The organism is Pseudorhodobacter sp. W20_MBD10_FR17 (genome assembly GCF_052119765.1).
Classification (GTDB): domain Bacteria; phylum Pseudomonadota; class Alphaproteobacteria; order Rhodobacterales; family Rhodobacteraceae; genus Pseudorhodobacter.
Genome location: NZ_JBGQOQ010000072.1, coordinates 1 through 6894 on the forward strand (window position 1 = coordinate 1; position 6894 = coordinate 6894).

Annotated in this window: 6 protein-coding genes, 1 tRNA gene and 2 pseudogenes; 2 read left to right on the forward strand and 7 right to left on the reverse strand. The window is 56.7% G+C overall.

All coding sequences use genetic code 11. The features are described from left to right. Positions 1 to 132: 132 nt before the first annotated feature. The 5 genes and pseudogenes from ACEN2J_RS20165 to tnpA all read right to left on the reverse strand — a co-directional run bounded on the left by ACEN2J_RS20165 (position 133) and on the right by tnpA (position 2974). Positions 133 to 429, reverse strand: a complete 297-nt coding sequence (locus ACEN2J_RS20165; protein ID WP_442108472.1) for a hypothetical protein — start codon at positions 427 to 429, stop codon at positions 133 to 135. Further along, positions 429 to 2070, reverse strand: a pseudogene (tnpC, locus tag ACEN2J_RS20170) (IS66 family transposase). Before tnpC ends, ACEN2J_RS20165 begins: the two are co-directional and overlap by 1 nt. A gap of 67 nt (positions 2071 to 2137) precedes the next feature. Beyond that, on the reverse strand, positions 2138 to 2422 hold the full coding sequence (tnpB, locus tag ACEN2J_RS20175; protein WP_442108474.1) for an IS66 family insertion sequence element accessory protein TnpB: 285 nt from the start codon (positions 2420 to 2422) through the stop codon (positions 2138 to 2140). Beyond that, the gene (tnpB, locus tag ACEN2J_RS20180; protein WP_442108476.1) at positions 2415 to 2603 is read right to left on the reverse strand and encodes an IS66 family insertion sequence element accessory protein TnpB; all 189 of its coding nucleotides are present in this window, start codon (positions 2601 to 2603) and stop codon (positions 2415 to 2417) included. The genes tnpB (ACEN2J_RS20175) and tnpB (ACEN2J_RS20180) overlap by 8 nt, the downstream gene beginning before the upstream one ends. Further along, positions 2600 to 2974 (reverse strand): IS66-like element accessory protein TnpA, encoded by a 375-nt coding sequence (gene tnpA, locus ACEN2J_RS20185; RefSeq protein ID WP_442108478.1) that lies wholly within the window; start codon positions 2972 to 2974, stop codon positions 2600 to 2602. Before tnpA ends, tnpB (ACEN2J_RS20180) begins: the two co-directional genes overlap by 4 nt. Before the next feature lie 193 nt (positions 2975 to 3167). Here tnpA and ACEN2J_RS20190 point away from each other — a divergent pair, with 193 nt between their 5' ends. Continuing rightward, on the forward strand, positions 3168 to 4586 hold the full coding sequence (locus tag ACEN2J_RS20190; RefSeq protein WP_442108480.1) for an IS4 family transposase: 1419 nt from the start codon (positions 3168 to 3170) through the stop codon (positions 4584 to 4586). Positions 4587 to 5048: 462 nt separating this feature from the next. Here ACEN2J_RS20190 and ACEN2J_RS20195 read toward each other — a convergent pair whose 3' ends face one another. Next, positions 5049 to 6224, reverse strand: coding sequence for an NAD(P)/FAD-dependent oxidoreductase (locus tag ACEN2J_RS20195; protein ID WP_442108482.1), 1176 nt, complete (start codon positions 6222 to 6224; stop codon positions 5049 to 5051). Positions 6225 to 6352: 128 nt separating this feature from the next. Between ACEN2J_RS20195 and ACEN2J_RS20200 the strand changes: the two genes are divergently transcribed. Continuing rightward, positions 6353 to 6427 (forward strand) — tRNA-Gln (locus ACEN2J_RS20200). A 310-nt stretch (positions 6428 to 6737) separates the two neighbouring features. Here the strand turns inward: ACEN2J_RS20200 and ACEN2J_RS20205 are convergent. Then, positions 6738 to 6845: pseudogene (locus tag ACEN2J_RS20205) on the reverse strand (hypothetical protein); the annotation flags it as partial. Positions 6846 to 6894: the final 49 nt, after the last annotated feature.

The following is a 6894-nucleotide window of genomic DNA, read 5'->3' on the forward strand; positions in this document are numbered from 1 at the left end:
CTCGCCCAACATTTTGGCGACGTAGTCAATGCTGCAGACATGGGTCACCGCAGCCATCAGGCGGCCTGTGAATGGGCCGCGGCCAGCGGCACCCAATTCCACGGTGGCAGTTCATCCGTAACCGCTCCATTATTACCGCGGCGATTTAGCTTTGATGCGCGCCGCGAGATCGGTGTCATCCACGAAGTCATCAAGGAACTCATGCCAGGTTTTGTTGGTGATACGAGCGGCGCGGATCATGTCCGTCAGCTCTTCAATCCCTTCATCGGTGAGTGCGGTGATTGTTTCGTCGGGTCCGACGTAAACGCTGACGATATTTCCATAGGTCAGGTTGTCGTCGTTGTAGATGATCGCTTCAAGAAGTTCGGCATCTTCGCCCAACATTTTGGCGACGTAGTCGATGCTGCAGACATGGGTCACCGCAGCCATCAGGCGGCCTGTGAATGGGCAGCGGCCAGCGGCACCCAATTCCACGGCAGAAGTTCATCCAGCCGGTTGATCTTGTGATCGTAGATACGGTCGAGGATGTCGGCGAGAAAGGCCTGCGGGTCAAGGCCATTCAGCTTGGCGGTTTCAATGATGGTCATAGCGCGCGCGAGGGTTTCCGCACCGGTATCGGCCCCTGCAAATAGCCAATTTTTCCTGCCGATTCCAATGGGGCGCAGGGCGCGTTCGGCCGGGTTGTTGTCGATGGCGACCCGACCGTCCGTCAGGAACAGGCTGAATGCGTCCCGACGGCTCAGCCCATAGCGGAATGCTTTGGCCAGGTCGCTTTTACCCGGGATGCGCAGGAGCTGTTGTTCGGACCAAGCAAAAAAGGCCTCAACCTTTGGTCTGCTAAGATTTTGACGCGTCGCATAACGGACGTCAGCGGGATGACCGGTGATGTCGCATTCAATATCGTAGAACTTACCGATCCGGTCGAGCGCCTCGCGGGCGATCTCGGACTTGGTCGACGCCCAAAAATCGTGGAAGTCTCGGCGCAGGTGAGCCCAACAGGCCGCTTCACGTAAACGCAGCACGCCATCGGCACCAGGCTCGTAAAGCTTGGCGTAGCCCTTGTAGCCATCCGCTTGCAGGATACCGCGGGCGTTGGCCAGATGGCTGAGAACGTGCTCTTCCTTCCAGTCCGGTGCGAACCGATAGACAGCACCGGGTGGTGCGGCCCCCGCCCAAGGACGTTGCTTCTCGCGCATGTAAACATGCCCTGCCAGCCAATGGGTCACGCACATAGGCCCAGATCCGGCCCTGCTTGACCCCTTTGCCAAGCCCCTTGTCACGCCTTGAGCGATCCAGCACCCGGATCGGCGTATCATCTGCATGGAGGAGATCACTGGCCATGATGTCGGCCTCAATCCGTTCAATCAGCGGCGACAGTGTTTTCATGGCCCGGCCGCACCAACCCACGAGAGTGGTTTCGGGAATATCGGCCCCCATGCGGGCGAAGATCTCGTGTTGGCGATAGAGCGGGAGGTGATCGTCGAACTTCGAGACCAGCACATGCGCAAGCAGGTTTGGCCCCGCCATGCTGCCCGGGATTGGACGACTTGGTGCGGGCTCTTGCACCATCCGCTCGCAGCGGCGGCAAGACTTCTTGATCCGGGCAATCTGGATCACCTTCATCTGCGCCGCGATCATATCGAGAAGCTCGCTGACATCTTCACCGACCACGCGCAGATCACCGCCACAGTCGGGGCAGCAGGTGCCAGGATCAAGCTCACGGCGCTCGCGAGGGGTCACATCCGAGACGCGTGGCCGACGGCGCAAAACGGGCGCATCGGCAGCCTCTGGGATCGGTTCATTCGACCCTTCGTCAATGGGAGCGCTATCGTCTTCGGCCACGGCGACCAACAGGTCTTCCAGCGCCAGTTCCAGCTGTTCAATCTCGCGTTCGATCTTTTCCGAAGACTTGCCGAAGGCCAGTTTCTGCAACTTGGCAATCCGCAGGCGCAGGGCCTGAACCAGTTGATCATGGACGCGCAGCGTGGCCGATATCTTTGCGTTTTCCGCCTGCAAAGCCGCGATCATCGCCTTCAATGTGGCGGGATTATCCGTTGCCCGGCAGGGCATTGCACAGCAATGGCCCGAGAGGGGGCAAGGTTTCGGCGAATTTCGACATGCGCCTGATTACCAAAAACTAGGCGAAAGCACCATATAAATAACACAAATACGGGCATAAAATCACCCGGCGCGGGCGGGTGGAGCCCCCCAATCCGGACGCCGCCAGTCGATCCCCCGCTGCCCGGCAGCGCATGCCTGCATGCGCGAGAGGGGCCCAGAGCATAGCGAGTTGCGCAGAGGTCATCCGCACGGCTCCATCCTTGGCGTTTGGCCAAGGGAAACGGCCACGCTCAAGCACCTTGTAATAGAGGCAGAACCCCTGGCCATCCCAATACAGCAGCTTGATCCCCCTCTCACACATGTAAACATGTGTTGACGGGCAATGGATCACCGCGTCGCCCCCGGAATGCAAACACTGCGCCACTGGCGGGTTTCTGATGCAGGACATCCTGCGCCAAAACCGCCAACCCCGCGATCCCTTTGCGCATGTCCGTCACACCGCAGGCCAGATACACACGAACACCGGTGCCCGGACCGATCATGCCACTTCCACCGAGCGAATTAGAGCCGTCAGCAAAACCGGATCCATTGTGCTGTCAAAGAGCAAACTGCGACCACCCCGCAGACGCAATTCAACTGCAGTCGGTGGAGGCGCTTCGGGGACATGTAGCTGCGGAACCCCAGCCGTGACCGGAATATCTACCGGAAAAAAGAGCGCCCCAGCCTCAGACGACCAAAGACCCTTCTTCTTCAGCTCGTGCCGCCATTTGTAAATCTGCTGACGGGTCACCTCGTGGCGCTGCGCCACCTGAGTCACCGTTGCCCTGCTAATTCCTACCGATGTGATGATCTCGAGCTTGTCCTCATCACGCCAGAAGCGTCGCCGCTCCAACCCAAGAATTTCACCACGCATCGCAGACCCCGCATAAGACACGTCGCTAACGACGTCGTTAAACACGTCTCTTAGCAAATCATCCGGAAATCAGGCAGGCGGTCCCAACGGACTTGAAGTTACCCACAAGTTTTCGTCCCCGTGTATTTTTCCTTGACCGGACGGAATTGGACGTGATTCGTTTTCTGGCACCTTCAATATTTTTGGTGCGAGCATGGGACAAAACTGGGTGGCCGACGAGATATCAGAATGTGACTTGGGTGATGCTCGACTTAACCGCCGGCTTGGGGCGATGTTGGAGGCACTCGGCGAACGCCCGGGAAGTTCACTGCCTACGGCGTTTCAGGATTGGGCAAACACCAAGGCCGCTTACCGCTTCTTTGCCAATGAGAATGTCAGCGAGGACAAGATCCTTGAGGGCCACTTCAACGCCTCAGCCTTGCGTATTCAAGCAACTGATGGGCCAATCCTGATCTTGCAGGACACGACGGAGTTCACCTTTAAGCGTGCTGCACCAGAGAAGATTGGGTTTACACATATATCGACCGGCCGGAAGATGGAGGAAGGGCGCCACCAAAAGCACGCGATCTGCGGGCTGCTGATGCATGCAAGCTTGGCGGTCACACCGGACGGGTTGCCGCTTGGCCTGACGGCCGCGAAGTTTTGGTCACGGAGCAAATTTAAGGGCACTACCGCGCTTAAACGCAGGATCAATCCCACCCGGGTTCCAATCGAACACAAAGAGAGCATGCGCTGGCTCGACAATTTACGTCTTTCCACTAAGCTGACGGGGGCCCCTGAGCGCTGTGTCCATATTGGTGACCGGGAGAGCGATATCTACGAGCTTTATTGCCTGGCGCAGGACTTGGGCACCAATTTTCTGGTGCGAAGCTGCGTCGACCGCCTCGCCGAAGACGGGGCCACAACCATTGCACAAGTGATGGCAAAGGTTCAGTCCAGCGGCACGCATGAGATCAGGTTCCGTGATGTCGCGGGGATGGAGCAACGCGCTGTGCTGGCGCTCAAGCATGCATCCATGACTGTTCGCCCTCCGATTGGTAAACAGAAGAAATATCAACATCAGACCTTGCAAATAATACATGCGGAAGAGCTGGATCCTCCGGAAAATCGCGCTCCTGTTTTCTGGAAATTGATTACAAACCTGCCGGTCGAAAATCACGCCGATGCGGTGCATAAACTCAATTGGTACGCACGGCGCTGGACCATCGAGACTTTTTTCAAAACTCTGAAGTCCGGATGCCGTATTGAAAATTTCCGGCTGACAACAGCGGATAGGCTTGCCAACTGTATCGCGCTTTGCTGCGTTGTCGCTTGGCGTGTCTCATGGTTGACTATACTGCGCCGACAGAGTCCAGCTGCTTCGCCCGCCGCCGTATTTACTGAAGTCGAGCGCGTCATTCTGGATCGGGCAATGCCCCCAAACCGGCAAGGTGATCCACGCGATCTTGCCTTCTATATGACGGCTACCGCCCGTCTGGGCGGGTATCTAGATCGCAAAAGTGACCCCCCGCCCGGCACCACAGTCATATGGCGTGGGTTTTCCAGATTGGCCGACCTTACCGAAGGCTTCATCGTTGCAAACGAGGGGAACCCCATAAAAACTTGTGGGTAATTGAAAGCCCAACGGAGCGGTTACGCTGAACAGGACAAAGCGGCTCCCCAAAAGCGCCGGGCTGGCAAGCAAGCGACACGCTATCAGCCAACTGGTAAACGGAACGACGGCTGGAACTCAAAACTGGCGCGCCGCGCTAAAGGCAAGGCCAGTATAACCCCCACACACGCTGCCGAATAACCACGCCCGCAGGGCAGTTCAGGGCTGCGATATATGAGGTCTCCGCCCTGAACTGCCCTGCTCAAACACCACCAAGTGGGACATTTCAACTTTGCACAACTGGGGACAGTTCAACTTGGTTGCAACATATGTCGCCGGGCACATTCCATTTTGGATTGCATCATTAGCAACGATGCTTCAGGCGAAAGCGACGAAGATTTAGATTGCCAAAACGCTTGGTAGAGATCGGTTTACAATCCACAGCGAGATCAAGCGCAACTGGTGGCATGGTGAAGAAGTTCCTCAGACCGCTTGCCCCGCAGCCCAGCCTGATGACCATGCCCATTGAAAATTATACCCACCCAACCAACCGGTTACATCAACAACCTCACCTATAAAATGAAGCCCCGGCACAGATTTTGCCTCCATCGTCCGGGCATCAAGCACGTTGGTGTCAACACCGCCCAAGGTCACCTCGGCTGTGCGATAGCCTTCGGTGCCCACGGGCCGCATCTGCCAATCATGCACAAGGCTTGCGATACGGTCCAGCGAGGCATTCGACTGGTCGGCCAGATTGCCGGAAATTCCGCTGCTGGTTTCAACATAGCGCGCCAGCCGCTCGGGCAGAATTTGCGCCAAAGCGGTGCGCAGCGCAATCCGGCCGGCCTGCCCGCGCATGTCGCGCAAATGGGCTGCAGCATCGGCCTGGCCTGCAAGGTTCACGGAGATTGTATCTCCCTCGCGCCAATAAGACGAGACTTGCAGCACCGCAGGCCCCGAAAGCCCGCGATGGGTGAACAAAAGCGCCTCGTCAAAGCGGGTCTTGCCTGTGGTGACCGAGCCAGTCACCGAGACACCGGCAAGCGGCTTTAGCGGCTCCAGCTCTTGCTCGGCAAAGGTAAGCGGCACCAATCCGGGCCGCGTCTCAACCAGTGGCAGGCCAAATTGCTCGGCGATTCTATAGCCAAAGCCTGAAGCGCCCATTTTTGGTATAGATTTGCCGCCACAGGCGATGACGAGTTTTTGGGCCCGAACCGTTCCCCTTGATGTTGTGAGGGAAAATCCACTTTGTTCCTTGGCAACGTCTGATATTTCGGTTTTTAGCCATAGCTTTACGGCAGTATTTTCAAGGTCTTTGGTCAGCATGGCGATGATTTGCTTGGCCGAGCCATCGCAAAAGAGTTGCCCCAAGGTCTTTTCATGCCACGCGATTCCTGCGGCATCGACGCGCGCAATAAAATCCCATTGGGTAAAGCGTTTTAGCGCCGAAAGCGCAAAGCGCGGGTTTTGTGACAAATAACGGTCGGCACTGATTCCGAGATTCGTGAAATTGCAGCGCCCCCCACCAGAAATGCGAATCTTTTCGCCGGGGGCCGCGCCAGACTCGATCAACAGCACGCTTTTGCCACGCCGTGCCGCTTCGGCCGCACAAAACATGCCCGCCGCCCCTGCCCCAATGATTGCTACATCTACCTGCATAGCCTTGCTGATAAGGCTAGAATCCCAAGCCTGCAACGCCGCAATTCACCGCCCGAAAATTAGTTGTCATTTTTTCGTCAAAAGCCCCTTGCAGCCCACGGCAGGCTTCGCTAAACACCGCCTCAAGTTGGGGCGTGGCCAAGTGGTAAGGCATCGGTTTTTGGTACCGTGTACCGTAGGTTCGAATCCTACCGCCCCAGCCAATCACCTTAGGTGATTTTAGATTAAACCTTTTCAATACTTTACCGACTGCGCGATTTTTGGACTGCCCCAGAGGTTGCCCCAATCACCTGCTGCAGTATTTGGATGACAAGCCCAAGAATGGGCTGCTTGTTTCCCCAGCTGATGGAACCGATGACTCTTCTCCATACCCCTTGGGGAATAGGTATAAGTAGTGAAGGTGGAGAGGCCTCAAGAAGGCGTCAATGAAGAGGTGCTGCCCCTCAATAAAGAACCACCTCCCCCTTCTTAGTCCTCTCCCTGTTCTCTACAAAGTGAATAGCCCCTAGTTTCCTAGACACCTTGCAGCTTCAGTTTCTGCTGTTGTTCGAAGTCGATCGGTGACAGCATCCCGTTCCTAACGTGTTTGCGCTGTGGATTGTAGAAAAACTTGATGTAGTCCGTTGGCCGGTAGGCGATTGCCTACAATCGCCGTAAGGCGAACACGTCC